Source organism: Modestobacter lacusdianchii, from assembly GCF_054177765.1.
In genome coordinates, this window is record NZ_JBJJTJ010000019.1 from 56,227 (window position 1) to 78,709 (window position 22,483).

19 protein-coding genes are annotated in these 22,483 nt (G+C 74.8%); 12 read left to right on the forward strand and 7 right to left on the reverse strand.

What is annotated here, in order from left to right:
• Positions 1 to 72: 72 nt before the first annotated feature.
• Genes ACJTNH_RS14315 through deoC form a run of 3 tightly spaced genes read right to left on the reverse strand, consistent with a single transcriptional unit; the run spans position 73 to position 3,373 of the window.
• A complete protein-coding gene (locus ACJTNH_RS14315; protein WP_458176753.1) occupies positions 73 to 939 on the reverse strand; it encodes an aldehyde dehydrogenase family protein in 867 nt (288 codons plus the stop codon).
• A complete protein-coding gene (locus ACJTNH_RS14320; RefSeq protein ID WP_458176755.1) occupies positions 939 to 2,378 on the reverse strand; it encodes an aldehyde dehydrogenase family protein in 1,440 nt (479 codons plus the stop codon). The genes ACJTNH_RS14315 and ACJTNH_RS14320 overlap by 1 nt, the downstream gene beginning before the upstream one ends.
• The gene (deoC, locus tag ACJTNH_RS14325; RefSeq protein ID WP_458176757.1) at positions 2,378 to 3,373 is read right to left on the reverse strand and encodes a deoxyribose-phosphate aldolase; all 996 of its coding nucleotides are present in this window, start codon (positions 3,371 to 3,373) and stop codon (positions 2,378 to 2,380) included. Before deoC ends, ACJTNH_RS14320 begins: the two co-directional genes overlap by 1 nt.
• A gap of 212 nt (positions 3,374 to 3,585) precedes the next feature.
• On the opposite strand from deoC, the gene upp reads away from it, so the two are divergent.
• The 4 genes from upp to ACJTNH_RS14345 are packed head-to-tail and all read left to right on the forward strand — an operon-like array spanning position 3,586 to position 6,033.
• Positions 3,586 to 4,209, forward strand: a complete 624-nt coding sequence (upp, locus tag ACJTNH_RS14330; RefSeq protein ID WP_458176759.1) for a uracil phosphoribosyltransferase — start codon at positions 3,586 to 3,588, stop codon at positions 4,207 to 4,209.
• Between the two features lie 2 nt (positions 4,210 to 4,211).
• Positions 4,212 to 5,099 carry a Gfo/Idh/MocA family protein gene (locus ACJTNH_RS14335; RefSeq protein WP_458176761.1) on the forward strand — a complete coding sequence of 296 codons (888 nt, stop codon included), beginning with the start codon at positions 4,212 to 4,214 and terminating at the stop codon, positions 5,097 to 5,099.
• Entirely contained in the window at positions 5,096 to 5,515 is a 420-nt protein-coding gene (locus ACJTNH_RS14340) for a DUF805 domain-containing protein (RefSeq protein ID WP_458176762.1), read from the forward strand. Before ACJTNH_RS14335 ends, ACJTNH_RS14340 begins: the two co-directional genes overlap by 4 nt.
• A gap of 29 nt (positions 5,516 to 5,544) precedes the next feature.
• The gene (locus ACJTNH_RS14345) at positions 5,545 to 6,033 is read left to right on the forward strand and encodes a DUF805 domain-containing protein (protein ID WP_458176764.1); all 489 of its coding nucleotides are present in this window, start codon (positions 5,545 to 5,547) and stop codon (positions 6,031 to 6,033) included.
• Positions 6,034 to 6,108: 75 nt separating this feature from the next.
• Here the strand turns inward: ACJTNH_RS14345 and ACJTNH_RS14350 are convergent, their stop codons facing one another.
• Genes ACJTNH_RS14350 through ACJTNH_RS14360 form a run of 3 tightly spaced genes read right to left on the reverse strand, consistent with a single transcriptional unit; the run spans position 6,109 to position 9,442 of the window.
• Positions 6,109 to 7,737, reverse strand: a complete 1,629-nt coding sequence (locus tag ACJTNH_RS14350; RefSeq protein WP_458176766.1) for a phospho-sugar mutase — start codon at positions 7,735 to 7,737, stop codon at positions 6,109 to 6,111.
• Positions 7,734 to 8,588 (reverse strand): NAD-dependent epimerase/dehydratase family protein, encoded by an 855-nt coding sequence (locus tag ACJTNH_RS14355; RefSeq protein ID WP_458176768.1) that lies wholly within the window; start codon positions 8,586 to 8,588, stop codon positions 7,734 to 7,736. The genes ACJTNH_RS14350 and ACJTNH_RS14355 overlap by 4 nt, the downstream gene beginning before the upstream one ends.
• A 35-nt stretch (positions 8,589 to 8,623) precedes the next feature.
• Positions 8,624 to 9,442: a purine-nucleoside phosphorylase gene (locus ACJTNH_RS14360; RefSeq protein ID WP_458176770.1), complete on the reverse strand. Its 819-nt coding sequence runs from the start codon at positions 9,440 to 9,442 to the stop codon at positions 8,624 to 8,626.
• Between the two features lie 73 nt (positions 9,443 to 9,515).
• Between ACJTNH_RS14360 and ACJTNH_RS14365 the strand changes: the two genes are divergently transcribed.
• The 5 genes from ACJTNH_RS14365 (at position 9,516) to meaB (ending at position 17,130) form a co-directional block, all read left to right on the forward strand.
• Positions 9,516 to 10,652, forward strand: coding sequence for a glutamate--cysteine ligase (locus ACJTNH_RS14365; RefSeq protein WP_458176772.1), 1,137 nt, complete (start codon positions 9,516 to 9,518; stop codon positions 10,650 to 10,652).
• Entirely contained in the window at positions 10,649 to 11,878 is a 1,230-nt protein-coding gene (locus ACJTNH_RS14370; RefSeq protein ID WP_458176774.1) for an amidohydrolase, read from the forward strand. Before ACJTNH_RS14365 ends, ACJTNH_RS14370 begins: the two co-directional genes overlap by 4 nt.
• Before the next feature lie 67 nt (positions 11,879 to 11,945).
• Positions 11,946 to 13,916: a methylmalonyl-CoA mutase subunit beta gene (locus tag ACJTNH_RS14375; protein ID WP_458176776.1), complete on the forward strand. Its 1,971-nt coding sequence runs from the start codon at positions 11,946 to 11,948 to the stop codon at positions 13,914 to 13,916.
• Entirely contained in the window at positions 13,913 to 16,123 is a 2,211-nt protein-coding gene (gene scpA, locus ACJTNH_RS14380; RefSeq protein WP_458176778.1) for a methylmalonyl-CoA mutase, read from the forward strand. Before ACJTNH_RS14375 ends, scpA begins: the two co-directional genes overlap by 4 nt.
• On the forward strand, positions 16,120 to 17,130 hold the full coding sequence (gene meaB / locus ACJTNH_RS14385) for a methylmalonyl Co-A mutase-associated GTPase MeaB (protein WP_458176780.1): 1,011 nt from the start codon (positions 16,120 to 16,122) through the stop codon (positions 17,128 to 17,130). The genes scpA and meaB overlap by 4 nt, the downstream gene beginning before the upstream one ends.
• Before the next feature lie 3 nt (positions 17,131 to 17,133).
• Here the strand turns inward: meaB and ACJTNH_RS14390 are convergent, their stop codons facing one another.
• Positions 17,134 to 17,538 carry a GtrA family protein gene (locus tag ACJTNH_RS14390; protein ID WP_458176781.1) on the reverse strand — a complete coding sequence of 135 codons (405 nt, stop codon included), beginning with the start codon at positions 17,536 to 17,538 and terminating at the stop codon, positions 17,134 to 17,136.
• A 295-nt stretch (positions 17,539 to 17,833) separates the two neighbouring features.
• On the opposite strand from ACJTNH_RS14390, the gene ACJTNH_RS14395 reads away from it, so the two are divergent.
• The 3 genes from ACJTNH_RS14395 to ACJTNH_RS14405 all read left to right on the forward strand — a co-directional run.
• Positions 17,834 to 18,937, forward strand: a complete 1,104-nt coding sequence (locus tag ACJTNH_RS14395; RefSeq protein ID WP_458176783.1) for an acyltransferase family protein — start codon at positions 17,834 to 17,836, stop codon at positions 18,935 to 18,937.
• A 127-nt stretch (positions 18,938 to 19,064) separates the two neighbouring features.
• Complete coding sequence (locus ACJTNH_RS14400; protein ID WP_458176785.1) at positions 19,065 to 20,474, forward strand: NAD(P)H-quinone dehydrogenase; 1,410 nt, start codon at positions 19,065 to 19,067, stop codon at positions 20,472 to 20,474.
• Between the two features lie 524 nt (positions 20,475 to 20,998).
• A partial coding sequence (locus ACJTNH_RS14405; protein ID WP_458176787.1) for a hypothetical protein occupies positions 20,999 to 22,483 on the forward strand: 1,485 nt, incomplete at its 3' end.

Below are 22,483 nucleotides of genomic sequence, written 5' to 3' on the forward strand. Positions count from 1 at the left end.
CGGGCCCACACGCCCCCGGCCCCGTCCAGAGGCTCGCCCCGAGCTCGCGAGGGGTGAGGACGGGGTCCTTCCTCAGACGCCGATCGGGTGCCAGACGCTCTTGGTCTCCAGGAACGGGCGCAGCCGGGACAGGCCGGGGTCGGCCGTCCAGTCCGGCTCCTCGGCCGGCGCGCGCAGCACGCGCTTGACCGTCCCGGCGGCGGAGCGCTCCAGCTCCATCGCCAGCGGCGCGGGGGCGCCGGCCAGGTCGATGGCGTCGACGTCGGCGTGCTCGGCCAGCCAGGGGCCGATCTCCGCGGCGTCACCGGTGAGCAGGTTGACCACGCCGCCCGGGACGTCGGAGGTGGCGAGCACCTCGCCGAGGGTGATCGCCGGCAGCGGGCGCTCCTTCGAGCTGACCACCACGGCGGTGTTGCCGGCGGCGAGCACCGGGGCCAGCACGCTGACCAGGCCGAGCAGGCTCGACCGCTGCGGGGCGAGGACGGCGACGACGCCGGTGGGCTCGGGCACGGAGAAGCCGAAGTACGGCCCGGCGACCGGGTTGGTGCTGCCCAGCACCGCGGCGAGCTTGTCGGTCCACCCGGCGTACCAGACCCAGCGGTCGATCGCGGCGTCGACCGCGGCACGGGCGCGGCCGGTGGACAGCCCCTCACCGGCGGCGACCTCCTCGGCGAACTGGGCGGCCCGGCCCTCCATCACCTCGGCGACCCGGTAGAGCACCTGGCCACGGTTGTAGGCGGTCGCGCCGGACCACTTCGCGAACGCGCCGCGGGCGGCGACCACGGCGTCCCGGCCGTCCTTGCGGGAGGCCCAGGCGGCGTTGGCCACGAAGTGCCCCTTGGCGTCGTGCACCTCGTAGGTGCGGCCGGACTCCGAGCGGGGGAACGCCCCGCCCAGGTAGAGCTTGTAGGTCTTGCGCACCGCGAGCCGGTCGGACATCAGGAGTCGCTCCTCAGGTAGGCGGCGAGCCCTTGGCGGCCGCCCTCGCGGCCGTAGCCGGACTGCTTGTAGCCGCCGAACGGCGAGGTGGGGTCGAACTCGTTGAAGGTGTTGGCCCAGACCACGCCGGCGCGCAGCTGGTCGGTGACCTGCAGGATCCGGGAGCCCTTCTCCGACCAGATGCCGGCGGAGAGGCCGTAGGTGGTGTTGTTCGCCTTCGCGACCGCCTCGTCCGGCGTCCGGAAGGTCATGACCGACAGCACGGGGCCGAAGACCTCGTCCCGGGCGATGCGGTGGGCGGGGGAGACGGCGGTGAAGACGGTGGGCTTGAACCAGAAGCCGCGGTCGGGCAGCTCGCCCTCGGGCTGCCAGCAGGTCGCGCCCTCGGTCTCCCCGTAGGCGGCCAGCTCGCGGATGCGGGCCAGCTGCGGGTGCGAGTTGATCGCGCCGAGGTCGGTGTTCTTGTCCATCGGGTCGCCGACGCGCAGGGTGCCGATCCGCCGCTGCAGCGCGGCCAGCACGTCGTCGTGCACCGACTCCTGCACCAGCAGTCGGGAGCCGGCGCAGCAGACGTGGCCCTGGTTGAAGAAGATGCCGCGGACGATGCCCTCGACGGCCTGGTCGATCGGGGCGTCGTCGAAGACGATGTTCGCCGCCTTGCCGCCCAGCTCCAGGGTCAGCCGCTTCTCCGTGCCGGCGACCGCGCGGGCGATCGAGCGGCCGACCTCGGTCGAGCCGGTGAAGGCGACCTTGTCGACGTCGGGGTGGCTGATCACCGCGCGGCCGGTCTCGCCGGCGCCGGTCACGATGTTCACCACGCCCGGGGGCAGGTCGGCCTGCCGGCAGACCTCGGCGAACAGCAGCGCGGTCAGCGGCGTGGTCTCGGCGGGCTTCAGGACGACGGTGTTGCCGGTGGCCAGCGCCGGGGCGACCTTCCACGCCAGCATCAGCAGCGGGAAGTTCCACGGGATGACCTGACCGGCCACGCCGAGCGGGCGCGGGGCCGGGCCGAGGCCCGCGTGCTCGAGCTTGTCGGCCCAGCCGGCGTGGTAGAAGAAGTGCGCCGCGGCCAGCGGCACGTCGACGTCCCGGCTCTCCCGGATCGGCTTGCCGTTGTCCAGCGTCTCCAGGACGGCGAACTCCCGGGCCCGCTCCTGCAGCAGCCGGGCGATGCGGAACAGGTACTTGCCGCGGTCGGCCGGGCGCATCGGGCCCCAGGTCTTGACGAACGCGCGGCGGGCGGCGCGCACCGCGCGGTCGACGTCCTCCGCGGTGCCGACGGCGACCTCGCTGAGCACCTCCTCGGTGGCCGGGTTGACCGTCTTCAGCGGGGTGCCGGTGCCGTCGGTGAACTCGCCGTCGATGAACAGCCCGTAGCTGGGCCGGACGTCGACGATCGACCGCGACTCGGGGGCGGGCGCGTACTCGAACATGGTCATCAGTCGACGCTCACGTGGTCGGGGCCGGAGTAGTGGCCGGTGCGGAGCTTCTGGCGCTGCAGGAGCAGGTCGTTGAGCAGGCTGGAGGCGCCGAAGCGGAACCAGTCGGGGGTCAGCCAGTCGGCCCCGGCGGTCTCGTTGACCAGCACCAGGTGCTTCACGGCGTCCTTCGTCGTGCGGATGCCGCCGGCGGGCTTGACGCCGACCTGGCGGCCGGTGGCGGCGCGGAAGTCGCGGACGGCCTCCAGCATCACCAGGCAGACCGGCAGGGTCGCGGCGGGGGAGACCTTGCCGGTGGAGGTCTTGATGAAGTCGCCGCCGGCCAGCATCGCCAGCCAGGAGGCCCGGCGGACGGCGTCGAGGGTGACCAGCTCGCCGGTCTCCAGGATCACCTTGAGGTGGGCCGGCCCGCAGGCCTCCTTGACCGCGACGATCTCCTCGAAGACGTCGAGGTAGCGGCCGGTCAGGAACGCGCCGCGGTCGATGACCATGTCGATCTCGTCGGCACCGTTGGCCACCGCGTCCCGGACGTCGGCGAGCTTGACCTCACGGCTGGCCCGGCCGCTGGGGAAGGCGGTGGCGACCGCGGCGACGTTGATGCCCGTGCCGGCCACCGCCTCCTTGGCGACGCCGGCCAGGTCGCCGTAGACGCAGACCGCGGCGACGGCGGGGCAGCTGGGGTCGGTCGGGTCGGGGCGGCGGGCCTTGGCGGCCAGGCTGCGCACCTTGCCCGGGGTGTCCGCACCCTCCAGCGTGGTCAGGTCGACCATCGAGATGGCGGTGTCGATCGCCCACGCCTTGGCGGTGCTCTTGATCGAGCGGGTGCCCAGCTGGGTGACCCGGGCCTGCGCGCCCACCTGGTCGACGCCGGGCAGGCCGTGCAGGAACGCGCGGAAGGCGTCGTTCGAGCGGGTGACGTCGGCGAACGGGTCCGGCAGCGGGCCGGTGAGGCTGCCTCCGCCGGTCAGCGCGCCCGGGTCCAGCACGTGGGTCATGCGCCGCATTCTCCACTGCACCGCGCGGACGTCGGCTCCCGCCCGCCCCCACGGCCCCGGGCTCGACTGCGCGACCACGGGCTCGACTGCGCAGCCACGGGCTCGACTGCGCGGTCGTGGCCGGCCGGTCGCGGCGGCCGGCGCGAGTGCCCGGGAGGCCGCCGTCCGGCGCCGGTCCTGCCCGGGGGTCGGCGGCCGATACGGTGTGCGCCGTGCAGCTGACCGTCGTCGACCACCCGATCGCCCGCGCCCGACTGTCGCGGATGCGCGACGAGCGCACCGACAACGCCGCCTTCCGGGCCGCGCTGCGGGAGCTCACCCAGATGCTGGTCTACGAGGCCAGCCGCGATCTCGCCGTCGCCGAGGAGCCGATCACCACCCCGGTCACCGACACCACCGGCTACCGGCTGGCTGCACCGCCGCTGATCGTGCCGGTGCTGCGCGCGGGCCTGGGCATGGCCGACACCGCGCACGGCATGCTGCCGGAGTCGCAGATGGGCTTCGTCGGGCTCGCCCGCAACGAGGTCACCTTCCAGCCGGAGGCCTACATGGCCTCGCTGCCGGAGTCGCTCGTCGGCCGCCAGGTGTTCGTGCTGGACCCGATGCTGGCCACCGGCGGCTCGCTGGTGCACTGCTGCACGCTGCTCACCGACCGTGGCTGCACCGACATCACCGTGCTCTGTGCGCTCGCCGCGCCGGAGGGGCTGCAGCGGCTGGAGGAGAGCGGGCTGCCGCTGCGGGTGTTCACCGCCAGCGTCGACGAGCGGCTCAACGAGAGCGCCTACATCGTCCCGGGCCTCGGCGACGCCGGCGACCGCCAGTTCGGCGCGGTCTGACCGTGCGGTTCGGGGTGCTCGGCACCGGCCACTGGGCGACCGAGGTGCACGCCACCTCCCTCGCCGGGCACCCGGACGCCGAGCTGGTGGGCGTGTGGGGGCGGGACCTGGCCAAGGCCAAGGCGGCCGGCGCGCAGTTCGACGTCATGGGCACCGACGACGTCGACGCGCTGCTGGCCGACGTCGACGCGGTGAGCTTCGCGCTGCCGCCGGACGTGCAGGCACCGCTGGCCGAGCGGGCCGCCGCGGCCGGCAAGCACCTGCTGCTGGAGAAGCCGGTGGCGCTGTCGACCGAGGCCGCCGACCGGGTGGTCGCCGCCGTCGAGGCCGCCGGCGTCGCGTCGGTCGTGTTCTTCACCAACCGCTTCCGGACGGCGACGTCCACCTGGCTGGAGCAGGCCGCCCGCACCACCCTGGCCGGCGGTGCGGTCACCTGGTTCGGCCGGCTGGCCGGCGGGCCGTTCGACACCCCGTGGCGGCGCGAGCACGGGGCCCTCTGGGACGTCGGCCCGCACGCGCTCTCCCTGCTCGTCCCGGCGCTCGGCCCGGTCAGCGCGGTGCAGGCCGGTGCCGGGCAGGGCGACACCGTGCACCTGGTGCTCACCCACCCGGAGGGCCGGGCGAGCACGGTGACCGTCTCGGCGACCGTGGCGGAGCTGGCCACCGGGATCGACACCTGGGTGCACGGGGACGCCGGCCGGTTGGTGCTGCTGCCCGAGTCCGGCACCGCGGTCGAGGCCCACGCCGTCGCCGTGGACGAGCTGCAGGCGGCCGCGCTCACCGGTGGCGCGCACCCCTGCGACGCCGCGTTCGGCCGGGACGTCGTCCGGGTGCTCGACGCCGCGCAGCGGTCGCTGCGCTCCGGCTGCCGGGAGACCGTCGGCGGATGAGCGGGCGCGAGGGGCTGCTCGGCTGGTACGTGCCCACCGGGCGGATCCGGCGCCGCGACTGGTGGGTGCGGTACGTGCTGCTCATCGGCCTGCTCGGGCTGATGGCCTCGGTGATCGACGCCCAGTGGTTCCCGGACAGCCACCCCCGGTTCGAGGACCGCGAGGGCTCCGCCGACCTCGCCGACGTCCTCTGGTTCTTCCCCGACCAGGGCGGCCCGGTCACCGCCGTCGTGGGGCTGGTGCTCACCGTGCCGAACGTGGCGGCCACCGTCACCCGGCTGCACGACCGCGACCACTCGGCCTGGTGGCTGCTGTGGGGCCTGTTCCCGGTCGTCGGCTGGCTGGTGCTGCTGATCAGCTGCGGCTTCCTCGGCACCCAGCCGCAGCCCAACCGGTACGGGCCGCCTCCTCGCTGACCGCGGGTCGCGCCAGGCACACTGGCGGGGTGAGCTTCTGGCAGTGGTACGTGCGCCGCGGGCGCATCGACCGGCGCACCTGGTGGCTGCAGTACGCCCTGCCGCTGGCGGTGCTCAGCGTGCTGGCCCTGTTCGCCGATGTGGCGCTGGGCAACAGCGACGTCGAGCTGATCGCCACCGGCCAGACCGGCTACGGGCCGCTCGTCACGGCCACGGGCCTGCTGACCCTGCCGGCGTCGATCTCCGGCGGGGTCACCCGGCTGCACGACCGCGGCATGGCCGCCTGGTGGCTGCTGATCGGGCTGGTGCCGCTGGTCGGCCCGGTGGCGCTGCTGGTGCTCACCGGCTTCCTGCGTGGGGACGGCGGACCGAACCGCTACGGCCCCGTGCCGGGTACGGCGGTGGCCCCAGGCGGACCGGACCAGTTCCCCGCGCCGCCGCACGCCGCGCCGCCGCACTCCGTGCCACCGACCGGCCCGCCTGCGCCGCCGCCGTCCGCGCCGCCCTTCTGGGGCTGACCCGGTCGGTGGCCGGGGCCCGGTGGGGCTCAGCGGCCTGCGACGGACGAGGCCGTGCCCGGCCCCGCCGCGGCCTCACAGGCCGAGGGCGGTGGCCATCTCCGTGCGCAGCCGGTCCAGCTCGTCCGTGCCCCGGGCGCGCGCCGCGGGCACGCCCTGCCGGTCGCCCACCGGGACGACGGCCTCCAGGTAGGCCTTGAGCTTCGGCTCGGTGCCGCTGGGGCGGACGATCACCCGCACGCCGTCGCCGGTCAGCCGGACGGCGTCCAGCGGCGGGTCGGCGTGCGCCAGGTCGACCACCTCGACCGGCCGGCCGAGCAGCTGGGCCGGTGGCCGGGCGCGGAGCCGGGCCATCGCGTCGGAGATGAGCGTGAGGTCCTCGACCCGCACCGACAGCTGGCCGGTGGCGAACAGCCCGTGCTCGACGGCCAGCTCGTCGAGCCGGTCGGTGAGCGTGCGGCCCTCGGCCGCGAGCTCGGGGGCCAGCAGCGCGACGGCCAGCGCCGCGGAGACGCCGTCCTTGTCGTGGGCGACCGACGGCGAGACCGCGTAGCCCAGCGCCTCCTCGTAGCCGAACACCAGCGGCGCATCGGCCGAGCCGGCCCGGATGATCCACTTGAACCCGGTTGGGGTCTGCTCGAACGGCATCCCGTGCGCCTGGGCGAGGGCCCCGAGCAGCGATCCGCTGACCAGTGAGTTCGCGTAGGTGCCGCGCACCCCGCGGCGGAGCAGCCAGTCGCCCAGCAGCACGCCCACCTCGTCGCCGGTGAGCTGGCGCCCGCCCACGACGACCGAGCACCGGTCGGCGTCCGGGTCCTCGGCGATCGCGACGTCGGCGCCGGCGCGGGTGGCCAGCTCGGTCAGCAGGTCGACCGCGCCCGGCTCCTCCGGGTTCGGGAAGGCGACGGTCGGGAAGGCCGGGTCGGGCCGGTCCTGCTCGGCGACGACGTGCAGCGGCGCGAAGCCGGCGGCGGCGAACACCCGCTGGGTGGTCGCCGACCCGACGCCGTGCATCGCGGTGTAGGCCACCACGAGACGCCGGCGGGCCGCGGCGTCCACCCGGTCGGGGTCCAGTGCGCGCACCACCGCGGCGACGTAGTCGTCCTCGACGTCGTCGCCGAGGGTGTTCCAGTCGTCGGAGAGCGGCAGCTCGCGGGCCGGGCCGGCGGTGGCGATCGCGGCCTCGATCTCCCGGTCGGCCGGGGGCACCAGCTGGGCGCCGTCGGCCAGGTAGACCTTGTAGCCGTTGTCCTGCGGCGGGTTGTGGCTGGCGGTCACCATCACCCCGGCGACCGCGCCCAGGTGCCGGACGGCGAAGGACAGCACCGGCGTGGGCAGCGGGCGGGGCAGCACCGAGACGGCGAACCCGGCGCCGGCGAGCACGGCGGCCGAGACGTGCGCGAACTCGTCGGAGCGGTGCCGGGCGTCGTAGCCGATCACCACGCCGCGACCGCCCTGCCCGGAGTCGACCAGGTACCGGGCGAGCCCCGCGGCGGCGCGGCTGACCACGGCGGCGTTCATCCCGGCCGGGCCGGCGCGCAGCGGGCCGCGCAGCCCGGCGGTGCCGAAGGTCAGCGGGCCGGTGAACCGGCGGGCGAGTTCCGCCGTGTTCCCCGCGGCGACCAGCGCCTCGATCTCGGCGCGGTCGCCGTCGTGCGGGTCGTCGGCGGCCCAGGCGCGGGCGTCGTCCAGCAGGTCGGTCATCGCGGGCTCCCACTCGGCTGGACCGGGCCCTGGGCGGCCTCGACCACGTCGACGTCCACGCCGGGCAGCGTGTACTCCCCGCCCACCCGGGCGTGCACCGGGTCGGCCGGGTCCGCCTCACCCTGGGCGGCGATCAGCTCCGCGGCGTAGGCTTCGGCGTCGTCGGCCGGTTCGTAGCCCAGCGCGCGGGCGGCGGTGAGGTCCCACCAGCCGCGGGTGTTGGCCGACACGCCCCAGACGACCCGGTAGCCGGGGGAGGGCGTGCGGAGTGCGGCGTCGACCAGCCGCACGGTGTCGCCGGGGGAGAGCCAGGTGGCCAGCTGCCGCACCGAGGTGGGCCGGGGGAAGGCGCTGCCGATCCGCAGGCAGACCACGTCCAGGCCGTAGCGGTCGACGTACAGCGAGCCGAGCGCCTCCATCGTCACCTTGGCCACCCCGTAGTAGGTGTCCGGCCGCGGCGGGGCGTCGGCCTCGGTGAGCAGGCCGGAGGACGGCCGGGCGGTGAAGCCGCTGGCGTGGTTGCTGCTGGCGAGCACGACCCGACCGACGCCGGCCCGGCGGGCGGCCTCCAGCGCGGTGCGGGTGGTCTCGATGTGCGAGCGCACGATGGCCGGCCAGGTCGCCTCGCCGAGGATCCCGGCGAGGTGCACCACCGCCGAGGCGCCCTGGGCCGCCGCGGTGACCGCGTCCAGGTCGGCGGCGTCGGCGACCAGGTGCTCCTCGCCCGGCCGCGGCTCCTCGATCGGGACGACGTCCAGGCTGCGCACCGCCCAGCCCCGCTCGGGCAGCCCACCACGCAACGCCGTCCCGAGCCCGCCGGCCGCGCCGGTGACCAGGACCGGACCGGTCACGCTGCTCGACGGGGCGCTCCCGGGGCCCGCTCCGCTCACGGCATCCGGCCGATCAGCTCGACCAGGAAGCTGCCGAGCCGGCCGGCCGCGGCCTTGCCCGCCTCCAGCACCTCGAGGTGGTCCAGCGCCTCGCCGGTGATGCCGGCCGCGGCGTTGGTGACCATCGACAGGCCGAGGACCTCCATGCCGGCCGCCCGGGCGGCGATCGCCTCGAGCGCGGTGGACATGCCGACCAGGTCGGCGCCCAGGGTGGTGAGCATCCGGATCTCGGCCGGGGTCTCGAAGTGCGGGCCCGGCAGCGCGGCGTAGACGCCCTCGGCCAGCGACGGGTCGATCTCCCGGGCCAGCGTGCGCAGCCGGGCGGAGTACAGGTCGGTGAGGTCGACGAACGTGGCGCCGACCAGTGGTGAGCGGGCGGTCATGTTCAGGTGGTCGCTGATCAGCACGGCCTGGCCGACCCGGTGCTCGGGGCGCAGCCCGCCGGCGGCGTTGGTGAGCACGACGGTGCGCACCCCGGCGGCCGCGGCCGTGCGGATGCCGTGCACCACCGGCTCGACGCCACGGCCCTCGTACAGGTGGGTGCGGCCCAGGAACAGCAGCACCTTGCGCTCGCCCACCTGTACCGAGCGGATCTCCCCGCCGTGCCCGGTGACGGTCGGGGCGGCGAACCCCGGGAGGTCGCCGATCGCCACGCTGGCCAGCGTCTCGCCGAAGGCGTCGGCGGCGGGCGCCCAGCCCGACCCCATCACCACGGCGACGTCGTGGCCGTCGCCGAGGGCGGCGGTCAGCTCGGACGCGGCGCTGGCGGCCAGGGCGGTCGGGTCGGTGGGCTGGGCGGCGGCAGGCTGGCTCACCCCGTGAGCATAGGAAGGAACACCGACACGTCACCGTCCGGCGGGTGTCGGACGCCGTCCCTAGACTCGCGGGGTGCAGATCGACTTCCACGCCTCCGAGCGCGCCAGCCTGGGGGTGGAGTGGGAGCTGCAGCTGATCGACCCGCAGACCCGCGAGCTGACCGCCGGCGCCACCGAGATCCTCGCCGAGATCACCCCCGAGGGCCTGGACGAGCACCCCAAGGCCAAGCACGAGCTGCTGCAGTCGACCGTGGAGGTCATCACCGGGGTCTGCACCACCGTCGCCGAGGCCAAGGCCGACCTGGCCGGCACGCTTGCCGAGGTGGTCGCCGCCGCCGAGCGCCGCGGCCTGGGCGTCATGTGCGCCGGCAGCCACCCCTTCACCCGGTGGGACTCCCAGGAGATCTCCCCCAAGGAGCGGTACGCCGAGCTGGTCGAGCGGATGCAGTGGCTGGCCCGCCGGTTGCAGATCTTCGGCGTCCACGTGCACGTCGGCGTCCGGTCGCCGGACAAGGTCATCCCGATCGTCAACGCGCTCACCCAGTACGTGCCGCACTTCCTGGCGCTGTCGGCGTCCTCGCCCTACTGGGCCGGCTGCGACACCGGGCTCGCCTCGGCGCGCACCAAGGTCTTCGAGGCCATGCCGACCGCCGGGCTGCCCTACCAGCTCGCCGACTGGGCCGAGTTCGAGGAGTACATGGGCACGCTCATCGACGCCGGGGCGATCGAGAGCGTCCGCGAGGTGTGGTGGGACATCCGCCCGCACCCGGACTTCGGCACCGTCGAGCTGCGCATCTGCGACGGGCTGCCCACCCTCGACGAGGTCGGCGCGGTCGCCGCGCTCGCCCAGTGCCTGGTCGAGCAGTTCGACACCCAGCTCGACCGCGGGTACACCCTGCCCTCGCCGGCCGACTGGGTCGTGCGGGAGAACAAGTGGCGGGCCGTGCGGTACGGGCTGGACGCCGAGATCGTCGTCGACGAGCAGGGCACCGTGCGGCCGGTGCGGGAGGCGATCGACGAGGTCGTCGAGGAGCTGCTGCCCACGGCGCGCAAGCTCGGCTGCGAGGCCGAGCTCACCGACGTGCGGCGGGTGCTCGCCGCCGGGGGGTCCTACGAGCGGCAGCGCGCGGTCGCGGCCGCGCACGACGGCGAGCTGGCGCCGGTGGTCGACAGCCTGCTGGCCGAACTGCGCGACGGGCTGCCCTCGTGAGCGGAGCACCGACCCCCGACGACCGGCACGATCAGGCAGGCCGGGCGGTCGACGCCTGGGCGCGGGCGCACCAGCCGGAGCTGGTCGCCGTCCGCCGGCACCTGCACGCCCACCCCGAGCTGGGCTTCGTCGAGCACGAGACGACCGCGTTCCTGGAGCAGCGGCTCACCGCGGCCGGTCTGGCGCCGCGGCGGCTGAAGTCGGGCACCGGGCTGGTCTGCGACGTCGGTGGCGACCCGGACGCCGGCCCGGTCGTCGTGCTGCGTGCCGACATCGACGCGCTGCCGCTGACCGACCTGAAGGACGTGCCGTACGCCTCCACCCGCGAGGGGCTCTGCCACGCCTGCGGCCACGACGTGCACACCACCGTGCTGCTCGGGGTCGCACAGGCACTGGCCTCGCTGGACGGGCTGCCGGGCACGGTGCGCTGCGTGTTCCAGCCTGCCGAGGAGCAGGTGCCCGGCGGCGGGCTGGAGGTCGTCGACGAGGGCGTGCTGGCCGGGGCGACCCGGGCCTTCGCCCTGCACTGCGACCCCTCGCTGCCCGCCGGCCAGGTCGGCCTGCGCACCGGGGCGATCACCGCCGCGTGCGACCGGGTGGAGGTCACGCTGACCGGGCCGGGCGGGCACACCGCGCGGCCGCAGCTGACCGTCGACCTGGTGCACGCCATGGGGCGGGTGGCCACCGAGGTGCCGGGGCTGCTGTCCCGGCTGGTCGACCCGCGGGCGAGCCTGTCGCTGGTCTGGGGCGCGATCACCGCCGGGGTCGCGGCGAACACCATCCCCGAGACCGGGCAGCTGCGCGGCACGCTGCGGGTGCTCGACCGGTCGGTGTGGGACGAGGCGGAGGGCCTGGTCCGCCGGCTGGTCACCGAGGTGGCCGGGGCGTCGGGGGCCGGGGTGTCGATCGAGTACGTGCGTGGCGTGCCGCCGGTGGTCAACGACCCGCGCAGCGTCGCCCTGCTGCGGTCGGCCGCGCTGGACACGGTGGGCAGCGACGGCGTGGCGGTCTCGCCGCAGAGCATGGGCGGGGAGGACTTCGGCTGGTTCGCCGAGGTGCTGCCGATCGCCCTGGCGCGGCTGGGGACGCACGGCGGCGGGACCCCGCTGGACCTGCACCGCGGCACCTTCGACGTCGACGAGCGGGCGATCGAGGTCGGGGTGCGGCTGATGGCCCGCACCGCGCTGCACGCCCTGACCGCGGACGCGGTGGCACCAGCACGGTAGGGAAGGGCCCCGGATCGTGTAGATCTTGGGCCGACGCGCGTCGTCCACGAGAGGCGGGGACCCGACGATGAGTTCCACCGACCACCCGACCGCGCCGGCCGGCCGGCCACCCGCCGAGCCACCGGCGCCCGACGTCCTGAGGCTGGCCGGGGAGTTCCCCGCCGCGACCCGGGACCAGTGGCGTGAGCTGGTGGCCGGGGTGCTGCGCAAGGCCGGCCGCGACGAGCTGCCCGACCCGGTGGAGGACGCGCTGACGCGCTCCGTCGCCACCGGGGTGACCGTGGCCCCGCTCTACACCGCCGAGGACGCCGGCGACCTGCCCGCGCTCGCCGGCGTGCCCGGGCTGCCGCCGTTCGTGCGCGGCTCGCGGGCCGGTGCCGCCGGGGTCACCGCGGCCGGGGGCGCCGACGCGGACGTCCCCGCCGGCTGGGACGTGCGGCAGCGGCACGCCGACCCCGACGTGGCGCGCACCCGGGAGGCGATCGCCGCCGACCTGGAGAACGGCGTCTCCTCGCTGTGGCTGGTGGTGGGCGAGGGCGCCGTGCCGGGCGATGCGCTGGGCGAGGTGCTGGCCGACGTGCTGCTGGACCTGGCACCGGTGACCCTGCAGGGCGGCCCGGCCGCCGCGGAGGCGTTCCTGTCCCTGGTCGAGGGCCGCACCGACCTGGCGCCCGGCGGCTGCCTGGGGCTGGACCCGTTGAGCGTCCAGGCGGCGACGGGGGAGCCGCAGGACCTGACCGGCCTGGCCGACCTCGCCCGGCGCGCCCCCGCGGGCTGGTGCACGGTCGTCGCCGACGGGACGGTCTTCGCCGACGCCGGGGGCTCGGCGGTGGAGGAGCTGGGCTGCGCGGTCGCCGCCGGGGTCGCCCACCTGCGTGCGCTCACCTCTCAGGGCATGGACGTGGCGGACGCGTTCGGCCAGGTGGAGTTCCGGCTGTCGGCGAGCGCCGACCAGTTCACCACCATCGCCGCGCTGCGGGCCGCCCGCCGGATGTGGGACCGGGTGGGCGAGGCCAGCGGCGTGCCCGCGGAGGCGCGGGCGATGCGCCAGCACGCGGTCACCTCGAACGTGATGGTCACCCGGCACGACCCGTGGGTGAACATGCTGCGCACCACGGTCGCCTGCTTCGCCGCCGGCGTCGGCGGCGCCGACGTCGTGACGGTGCAGCCCTTCGACGCCGCCCTCGGGCTGCCCGACGCCTTCGCCCGGCGGATCGCCCGCAACACCCAGAGCCTGCTGGTCGAGGAGGGGCACCTCGCCCGGGTGCTCGACCCGGCCGGTGGCTCCTGGTACGTCGAGTCGCTGACCGAGAGCCTGGCCCAGGCCGGCTGGGCCTGGTTCACCGAGATCGAACGGGCCGGCGGGCTGGCCGCGGCGCTGTCGTCCGGCCTGGTCGCCGACCGGATCGGGGCCGCCTGGGCGGAGCGGCAGGAGCGGGTGGCGCACCGCACCGACGCGATCACCGGGGTCACCGAGTTCCCGAACCCGACCGAGGTGCTCCCCGAGCGCCGTCCCGCGGCCGAGGCGCTGCCGCCTGCCCCGGGCGGGCTGCCGCGGGTGCGGGCCGCGCAGGCGTTCGAGGAGCTGCGCGACCGGGTGGCGGCCGCAGACCCGCGCCCGCGGGTCCACCTGGCCACGATCGGGCCGGTCGCCCGGCACACCGCCCGGGCCACCTTCGCCGCCAACCTCTTCGGCGCCGGCGGGCTGCTGGCCCCGACCGGCGACGGGGTGGACGGCCTCGCCGGGACGACGGTCGCCTGCATCTGCGGCACCGACCGCGACTACGCCGACTCCGCTGCCGCGCTCGCCGCCGAGCTGCGGGCCGCCGGTGCCACCCAGGTGTGGCTGGCCGGGCCGCCGTCCCTGGCGGTGGACGGCGTCGACGGCCACGTGCACGCCGGCTGCGACGCCCTGGCCGTGCTCACGACCGTCCTCGACGAGCTCCTCCCCGGCCATGGTGGCGAACACGGCCGGCCTGGAGGGGACGACGGCGGCGGCCAGGTCGGTCACCATGGGTCTCAGGAGGTGTCGGCATGAGCGTTGTACCCGACTTCGGGAACCTGGAGCTGGGCCGGCCGGAGTCCGCCGCGACCCGGGACGACTGGGTGAAGGCGTACGCCGACGCCACCGGCCGGGACGTCGGCGAGGCGACCTGGCAGACGCCCGAGGGCATCGCCGTCCCGCCGCTGTTCACCCCGGACGACCTGGACGGCATCGACTTCCTGGGCACCTACCCGGGCATCGCGCCGTACCTGCGCGGGCCCTACCCGACGATGTACACCACCCAGCCGTGGACGGTGCGCCAGTACGCCGGGTTCTCCACCGCGGCTGAGTCCAACGCGTTCTACCGGCGCAACCTGGCCGCCGGGCAGAAGGGGCTGAGCGTCGCCTTCGACCTGCCCACCCACCGCGGGTACGACTCCGACCACCCGCGGGTGGTCGGCGACGTCGGGATGGCCGGGGTGGCGATCGACTCGATCCTGGACATGCGACAGCTGTTCGACGGCATCCCGCTGGACCGGATGAGCGTGTCGATGACGATGAACGGCGCCGTGCTGCCGGTGCTGGCGCTCTACGTCGTCGCCGCGGAGGAGCAGGGGGTGAGCCCGGACCAGCTCACGGGGACGATCCAGAACGACATCCTCAAGGAGTTCATGGTCCGCAACACCTACATCTACCCGCCGAAGCCGTCGATGCAGGTGATCAGCGACATCTTCAGCTTCACCGCCGCGCGGATGCCGCGGTTCAACTCGATCTCCATCTCCGGCTACCACATCCAGGAGGCCGGGGCGACGGCCGACCTGGAGCTGGCCTACACCCTCGCCGACGGGGTCGAGTACCTGCAGGCGGGCAAGGCCGCGGGCCTGGACGTCGATGCGTTCGCGCCCCGGCTGAGCTTCTTCTGGGGCATCGGCATGAACTTCTTCATGGAGGTCGCCAAGCTCCGGGCCGGGCGGCTGCTGTGGGCTGAGCTGGTGCGCGAGGCCGGCGCGCAGAACCCGAAGTCGATGTCGCTGCGCACCCACTGCCAGACCTCGGGCTGGTCGCTGACCGCGCAGGACGTCTACAACAACGTCGTCCGCACCTGCCTGGAGGCGATGGCCGCCACCCAGGGGCACACCCAGTCGCTGCACACCAACGCCCTGGACGAGGCCCTCGCGCTGCCCACCGACTTCTCCGCCCGGATCGCCCGCAACACCCAGCTGCTGCTGCAGCAGGAGTCCGGGACGACGCGGGTCATCGACCCGTGGGGCGGGTCGGCGTACGTCGAGAAGCTGACCGCCGACCTCGCGCGCCGGGCCTGGGCGCACATCGAGGAGGTCGCCGCGCACGGGGGGATGGCGCAGGCGATCGACGACGGCATCCCGAAGCTGCGGATCGAGGAGGCCGCCGCGCGCACCCAGGCGCGGATCGACTCCGGTCGCCAGCCGGTGATCGGGGTGAACAAGTACCGGGTCGAGGCCGACGAGGCGGTCGAGGTGCTGCGGGTCGACAACGCCGACGTGCTCGCCCAGCAGAAGGCGAAGCTGGCCGAGCTGCGCGCCTCCCGCGACCCGCGCGCGGTCACCGAGGCGCTGGGCCGGCTCACCGACGCGGCCCGCGCCGCGGCCGAGGGACGGCGCGGCAACGACCTCGACGCCAACCTGCTCGCGCTGGCCGTGGACGCGGCGCGGGCGAAGGCGACGGTGGGGGAGATCTCCGACGCGCTGGAGGCGGTCTACGGGCGGCACTCCGGGCAGGTGCGCACCATCTCCGGTGTGTACCGCGACGAAGCCGGCGCCTCGGGCCCGGTCGAGCAGACCCGGGAGCTGGCCGCCGCGTTCGCCGAGGCGGAAGGGCGCCGCCCGCGGATCCTGGTGGCCAAGATGGGCCAGGACGGGCACGACCGCGGGCAGAAGGTGATCGCCACCGCCTTCGCCGACCTGGGCTTCGACGTCGACGTCGGCCCGCTGTTCCAGACCCCGGACGAGGTCGCCCGGCAGGCCGTCGAGGCCGACGTGCACGTCATCGGCGTCTCCTCCCTCGCCGCCGGCCACCTCACCCTGGTGCCCGCGCTGCGCGACGCCCTCGCCGAACTGGGCGCCGACGACGTCCTGGTCGTGGTCGGCGGAGTCATCCCGCCCGACGACGTCCCGACGCTGCAGGAGATGGGCGCCGCCGCCGTCTTCCCGCCCGGCACGGTCATCGCCGACGCCGCGCAGGACCTGCTCCGCACCCTGTCCACCCGCCTGGGCCACGCGTGACCGAGGGCCAAAGTCGCGACTTTGGCCCCTCGGCTGGCCGGTCCGTCGACGTCCCGCGGGTGGCCGACGGGGTGCTGGCCGGGGAGCGGCGGGCGGTGGCGCGGGCGATCACGCTGGTCGAGTCCAGGCGGGCCGACCACCGGGAGGCGGCCCAGGAGCTGCTGGTGCAGCTGCTGCCGCACGCCGGGGAGGCGCGGCGGGTCGGGATCAGCGGGGTGCCCGGGGTCGGGAAGTCGACGTTCATCGACTCCCTCGGCGTCGAGCTGACCGCCGCGGGGTCGAAGGTGGCGGTGCTCGCCGTCGACCCGTCCTCGGCCCGGTCCGGCGGCTCGATCCTGGGTGACAAGACGCGGATGGCCCGGCTCGCCGTCGACCCGGACGCCTTCATCCGGCCCGCGCCCACCGCCGGCACGCTCGGCGGCGTCGCCCAGGCCACCCGGGAGTCGATGGTCGTCGTGGAGGCAGCCGGGTACGACGTCGTCCTGGTGGAGACCGTCGGGGTCGGGCAGTCGGAGGTGGCCGTCGCCGAGATGGTCGACACCTTCCTGTTCCTCACCCTCGCCCGCACCGGTGACCAGCTGCAGGGGATCAAGCGCGGGATCCTCGAGATCGCCGACGTGATCGCGGTCAACAAGGCCGACGGGCCCGGTGAGGTCGACGCCCGGCGGGCCGCCCGCGAGCTGGCCGGGGCGATGCGGATGCTGCGCGGGGAGGCCGTGCCGGTGCTCACCTGTGCCGGGCTGACCGGGGCCGGGCTGGGCGAGGTGTGGGCGCAGGTCGTCGCGCACCAGGACCGGATGCGGGCCGCCGGGGAGCTGGAGGAGCGGCGCCGGGCGCAGCAGGTGCGCTGGACCTGGCAGCTGGTGCGGGACGGGCTGGAGCACCAGCTGCGCGAGCACCCCGCCGTGCGGTCGGCGGCACCGGAGCTGGAGGCGGCGGTGCTCGCGGGCGAGCTCACCCCGGCGCTGGCGGCCCAGCGGCTGCTCGCCGCGTTCGGGGGACGTTGAGGCTCAGCTGCGGAAGACGACGGTCCGCAGCATGACGAAGTTGACCATCGTCCCGAAGCCCTGGGAGAGCGCCCAGGCCAGCGTGATGGTCCACCACCGGTCGGGCAGGACCGCCAGCGCCAGTGCGTTCACGCCGAGGATCACGAAGAAGGTCGTGCTGTAGAGCAGCGTGAAGCCCAGCGCCCGGTTGCGACTGCCCTCCACCCGGAAGGCCCAACGCCGGTTGAGCGCGTAGGCGGTGCTGGTGCCGCAGACGAAGCTGAGGGCGCGGGCGGCGTGCACCCAGAGGCCCAGGTGCAGGGCGAGGGAGTAGACGGCGAGGTCGACGACGGCGCTGAACAGGCCGACCACGACGAACCGGATCAGCTGACCCCACAGGTCGCTGGACGATCGTTCGTGGGTCGTCATGTCTCCAGACCAAGAGCCGGGTGGATGGGTGCAGTGCTACCGGTCTCCCGGGACTGCAGGGCGTGCGCCTGGCCGACCGGTGCGGCGCGGACGCAGAGACCAGGAGCCTACGAGCGGTCGAGCACGTGAGCCGACACGGCTGGTGTCGGTGGGGCGCAGCGCGGGCTTGGGACGCACGCGACGCCAGGGGCGGGGAGCCCGCGCCCGCGGTGCGTCCGCGGCGGCGTGTCCGGCTGTGTCGGGGACTCCGGGTGGCAGATTGCCTGAGTCGTCCCGCCGCTCCTCGGAGGTCTCCATGGCACAGCACCGTTCGGCGCGGCTGGACGAGTTCCCGTCCGGTCGCAACAGCCTGAGCGCCATCAGGTGGGGGCTCGCCGTCCTCGTGATCGTGGCGCACTCCTTCCCGCTGGGCGGCTTCGCCGGTGACGTCCGCCTGGGTGACATGGAACTGGACGACGTCGCCGTCGCCGGCTTCTTCGCCCTGTCCGGGTGGCTGATCATCCAGAGCCGGCTCTCCACGGACCTGGCGACCTACGCCTGGCGCCGGGTGCTGCGCATCTACCCGGGGTACCTGGCGGTCGGCGTGGTCGTTGCCTTCTTCTTCGCGCCGATCGGCAGCCTGCTCGGCGGTGGTCCCTGGTCCGTCGGTGACGGCGTGCGGTACGTCCTGGCCAACGACTGGCTCCGCGTCGGGGCCTACAACGTCGGTCAGACCCCGATGAATGTGCCGTTCCCGGGGGCCTGGAACGGGTCGCTGTGGACGCTCTACCACGAGGCGCTGTGCTACGTCCTCATCGGCGCGATCGTCTCCGTGGTCCCCCGCCGGCACCTGACCTCCGTCGTCGTCCTGGCGTGGGCGGGCCTCTCCTTCCTGGCGTGGGGTGGTGGACGGGGCTGGTTCGAGCAGTCGGCGACCCTGCAGGAGTTCGTCTCGCTGGCGCCGTACTTCTTCGCCGGTGCGGCGCTGTTCGTGCTGCGTGGACGTGTCCCGCTGCACGGCGCGATCGCCCTGGCGGCCTGCCTGACCAGCCTGATCGTGCTGCACCAGGGGCTCGACGCGGAGTTCGTCGCCATGCCGCTGGCCTACTGCCTGCTGTACCTGGGCGTCCGGCTCCCGTTCCACCGGTTCGGCCGGCGGCACGACCTCTCGTACGGCATGTACATCTACGCGTTCCCGGTGCAGCAGACGCTGGTGCTCCTGGGCGTGGCCTCCTGGGGCCTCGTGCCGTACATGGTGTGCTCGGTTCTCGCCACCGTCCCCTTCGCCGCACTCAGCTGGTTCGCGGTGGAGCGTCCGGCTCAACGCCGGCGCCGGCTGCTGGACCGGTGCCCGGACCGCGCGGCCCGGCCCGGCCGGCGCGGGTCCGTGCACCGGCCTGAGCTCCAGCCGGCGCCGTAGCGGCCGGTCCCCGGCGGGGCCGGAGTGCGGCTCGGGCGGCCACCGACCGCGTCGGTGGCCGACAGTGACCGCCGCAGCAGGGACAATGGCGGGTACACCCATCGGTCCAGCACTGGGAGCAGCACCCATGACCCGCATCGTGATCATCGGCGGTGGCCCGGCCGGCTACGAGGCCGCGCTCGTCGCCGCCCAGCTCGGTGCGGACGTCACCGTGATCGAACGCGACGGCATCGGCGGCGCCAGCGTGCTGACCGACTGCGTGCCGTCCAAGACCTTAATCGCCTCCGCCGGTGCCATGACCTCGGTGCGCGACTCCGCCGTCCTCGGCCTGCGCGGCACCGACCTGGACACCGTGGGCCTGGACCTGGCCGCGGTGAACCAGCGGATCAAGGGGCTGGCGGTCGCGCAGTCCGCCGACATCCACGCCCGCCTGGAGTCCGAGGGCGTTCGGCTGGTCAACGGCCAGGGGCGGCTGTCCGACGAGGTCCGCGGGCTGGCCGCGCACCGGGTGCAGGTGCTCGATCGGGACGGCGGGGTCGCCGAGGAGCTGGAGGGCGACGTCGTCCTCATCGCCACCGGCGCCGACCCCCGGGTGCTGCCGGGTGCCGAGCCGGACGGCGAGCGCATCCTGTCCTGGCGTGACGTGTACGACCTCGACGAGATGCCCGAGCACCTGGTCGTCGTCGGATCCGGCGTGACTGGTGCCGAGTTCGCCTCGGGTTACCTGGAGGCCGGGGTCCCGGTCACCCTGGTGTCCTCGCGCGACCAGGTGCTGCCCGGGGAGGACGCCGACGCCGCTGCGGTCGTCGAGCGGGTCTTCCAGTCCCGGGGTGGCCGGATCGCCGAGCGCAGCCGCGCCGACAAGGTCGTCCGCACCGAGAAGGGCGTGCGGGTCGAGCTCACCGACGGGCGCGTCGTCGAGGGGTCGCACGCGCTGATGACCGTCGGCACGGTGCCCAACACCGAGGGGCTGAACCTGGCGGCCTGTGGCGTCGACGTCACCAGGGCCGGGCACATTGTCGTCGACCGGGTCTCCCGCACCACCGTCCCGGGCATCTACGCCGCCGGCGACGTCACCGGGGTGTTCCAGCTGGCGTCGGTCGCGGCCATGCAGGGCCGGATCGCCATGTGGCACGCCCTCGGCGAGGCGGTGTCCCCGATCCGGCTCAAGACCGTCGCCGCCAACGTCTTCACCCACCCGGAGATCGCCACGGTCGGCGTGCAGGAGAAGTCGCTGACCGACGGAGCGGACGTCGAGGTGATCCGGCTGCCGCTGAGGACCAACGCGCGGGCCAAGATGGGCGATCTGGACGACGGCTTCGTCAAGCTGTACGCCCGGCGGTCGACCGACGTCGTCATCGGCGGTGTCGTGGTCGCGCCGGGGGCCTCCGAGCTGATCCTGCCGATCGCGCTGGCCGTGACGAAGGGGCTCACCGCCGGCGACCTGGCGCAGACCTTCGCGATCTACCCGTCGCTGTCCGGGTCGATCACCGAGGCCGGCCGCCGGCTGATGGGCATCGAGGACGAGCACAGCTGAGCTCCGCTCGCCGCCCCTGAGGGTGGCGGCGCGGCGGGCGCCGCGCCCGGCGCTCCTCCCCGTCCGGACTCCATCGGGCAGTCCACTCCAGTTCGGCGGGTGTCGTGCCGATCCTGATTGGAGTCCCTTCTCGGTCAGGAGCTCCTCCCGTGCAGTCCCACAACCGGCTCTGCCTCCGCGCTGGAGGGCTGGTCGCGATCTCGGTCCTGCTGGCTGGGGTGCTCGCGACCAGCCCGACCCACGCTCGAGCGGACGAGACGTCGGCCACCACGACCGCCACCACGACCGCCGCAGTGACCGCCACGAGCGAGGCGCCCGCGACGACCGGGGCGACCCCGACGACCGAGGCGCCTGCGACGACCCCGACGACCGGGGCGACCCCGACGACCGAGGCGCCTGCGACGACCCCGACGACCGAGGCGGCTGCGACGACCGAGGCGGCCGGCACGACGACGGCGCCCGGGACGACCGACCCCGGAGCAGGAGCGGGAGGCACGCCGGCGGCTGAGCCCGGTGACACGGTGGTGGGTGAGCTGGTCCAGGCCTACGCCGATCCGGGTCCGCACGAGGAGGCCGGGCACGAGGATGCCGGGCACGACGAGGCCGAGACCGACGACACGCTGCTGAGCTGGGTCCAGACGGAGTCCGGGGACACCGTCCGCGTCTCGACCGAGGACGTTGCCGAGGTGCCCACCGGCGCGACCGTCGAGGCCACGGTCGGTGAGCCCGTGGCGGACCAGGCGGCGGCCGACGGCTACGCCCCCGCGTTGGAGGTCCTCTCCGCGGACGTCGTCGCTGCCCCGGTGCCCGACGAGCAGACCACCGCGCAGACCATCGCCCCGGTGAACCACCTGGTCACCGTGGTGATGCTCCAGCCGGCCGGCGCCGCACGGGACGCCACCCGGCTCGACCAGGTGGTCGCCGCGGTCAACGGCCCGGTCGGTGACTTCTGGGAGCAGCAGAGCGCCGGCGCGGTCCGCGTCGGAGTCACCGGAACCGTCGACTGGTTCCAGGGGACGACGACGTGCGTCGACCCGTACGCGTTGTGGAGCGAGGCGGCCGCCCGGGCAGGCTGGTCCTACGCCGCCGGCCGGCACCTGCTGGTCTACGTGCCCGCCGGAGCGCCGGAGTGCTCTTACGGGCTGGGCGAGGTCCGCCAGGACATCGGTTCCGGGGGACGGATCTACGTGCAGGCGACCGCTACCTCGCTGATCGCTCACGAGCTCGGCCACAACTTCGGGCTCGGCCACTCCTCGGGCCTGCAGTGCGACGGGCAGGTCGAGGCCGCCGCCGCAGCCTGCCAGGTCAGCCACTACCGGGACTACTACGACGTGATGGGCGTCAGCTGGAGCCAGCTGGGCACGGTCAGCGCGCTGAACCAGGCCCAGCTGGGCGTGCTGCCGGCGGCGCAGCGGGTGGACGTGACCTCCGCCAGTGCGTCGGCCGACCACACGCTCTCGCCGATCTCGGGGACCAGCGGTATCCGTGCGCTGCGGATCACGGCGGCGAACGGTGCCGTCTACTGGGTGGAGTACCGGCCGGCCAGCGGCCGGGACGCGTGGCTGTCGACGTCGGCCAACCAGGTCGGGCTCCAGTCGGGGGTCCTGCTGCGACGGGCGAACCCCGGCTCGGACGACGCCTCGCTGCTGCTGGACCCGACCCCCTCCGCGAGCACCGGCTGGCGGTCCGACATGGCCGCCGCGCTGCCGGTCGGGTCGGCCCTGACGCTGGCCGGTGGGTCGGTCACCCTCACGGTCGTCTCCGTCGGCCCGGGCTCTGCCGTCGTCCGCATCGGCGTGCCCGTCACCGCACCCCTCGGCCTGCGGTACGCACAGCTCGGTGGGGCCGCCGGGCTGCTCGGCGCACCGCTGACCGGGATCAGCTGTGGGCTGGTGGGTGGTGGGTGTTTCCAGGAGTTCGCCGGTGGCAGCCTGTACTGGACCGCCGCCACCGGCGCCCACTTCACCCGCGGCAGCATCCGCGCCCTGTGGGGTGCGGTGGGCTGGGAG

Bases quoted from the DNA above. Each gene is read 5' to 3' on its own strand.
- ACJTNH_RS14315 (WP_458176753.1), bottom strand. From the start codon at position 939: ATGTCCGACCGGCTCGCGGTGCGCAAGACCTACAAGCTCTACCTGGGC.
- ACJTNH_RS14320 (WP_458176755.1), bottom strand. From the start codon at position 2,378: ATGACCATGTTCGAGTACGCGCCCGCCCCCGAGTCGCGGTCGATCGTC.
- deoC (WP_458176757.1), bottom strand. From the start codon at position 3,373: ATGACCCACGTGCTGGACCCGGGCGCGCTGACCGGCGGAGGCAGCCTC.
- ACJTNH_RS14340 (WP_458176762.1), top strand. From the start codon at position 5,096: ATGAGCGGGCGCGAGGGGCTGCTCGGCTGGTACGTGCCCACCGGGCGG.
- ACJTNH_RS14350 (WP_458176766.1), bottom strand. From the start codon at position 7,737: ATGACCGACCTGCTGGACGACGCCCGCGCCTGGGCCGCCGACGACCCG.
- ACJTNH_RS14375 (WP_458176776.1), top strand. From the start codon at position 11,946: ATGAGTTCCACCGACCACCCGACCGCGCCGGCCGGCCGGCCACCCGCC.
- scpA (WP_458176778.1), top strand. From the start codon at position 13,913: ATGAGCGTTGTACCCGACTTCGGGAACCTGGAGCTGGGCCGGCCGGAG.
- ACJTNH_RS14390 (WP_458176781.1), bottom strand. From the start codon at position 17,538: ATGACGACCCACGAACGATCGTCCAGCGACCTGTGGGGTCAGCTGATC.
- ACJTNH_RS14395 (WP_458176783.1), top strand. From the start codon at position 17,834: ATGGCACAGCACCGTTCGGCGCGGCTGGACGAGTTCCCGTCCGGTCGC.
- ACJTNH_RS14400 (WP_458176785.1), top strand. From the start codon at position 19,065: ATGACCCGCATCGTGATCATCGGCGGTGGCCCGGCCGGCTACGAGGCC.